This is a genomic window from Thalassobacterium maritimum (genome assembly GCF_031127805.1).
GTDB classification, from domain to species: domain Bacteria; phylum Verrucomicrobiota; class Verrucomicrobiia; order Opitutales; family Coraliomargaritaceae; genus Thalassobacterium; species Thalassobacterium maritimum.
Map to the genome: position 1 here is coordinate 1 of NZ_JARXHW010000280.1, position 353 is coordinate 353.

General features: G+C 50.4%; 1 protein-coding gene. It reads right to left on the reverse strand.

The annotated features are described in order from the left end of the window. Positions 1-266 (reverse strand): transposase (locus QEH52_RS20340; RefSeq protein WP_425609306.1); only part of this gene is annotated, 266 nt, incomplete at its 3' end. Positions 267-353 lie beyond the last annotated feature (87 nt).

Sequence of the window (353 nt, forward strand, 5' to 3'; positions counted from 1 at the left end):
TATGCTCCGAAAGTCAGAAACTTCAGCGCTCGCTGTGCCTTTTTTTGTCCACTGACCGCTTCTGCATAGCCGCAGAAACGATAATCTTTCGGGTCCTTCACCAATCCCGCTCGCACAGGATTCAAGTCAATATAGGCCGCCATGGTCTGCAGCGCGTTGCCCTTACCCTCCACTAAAACACTTTTAAAACGATCCGCCCATAAGGGCCCAAAGCGCTCATGAGTCTTGTTAAACCAAGTCGAAAAGCGTTGTTTTAAGGTTTTCATGAAGGCCGAGACGTCATTCATGCGAGCCAGCAGCTTTTGTCGAATCAAGTCCGCCTCCGCTCCCCCATCTCTTAATTCCCGCTCCAT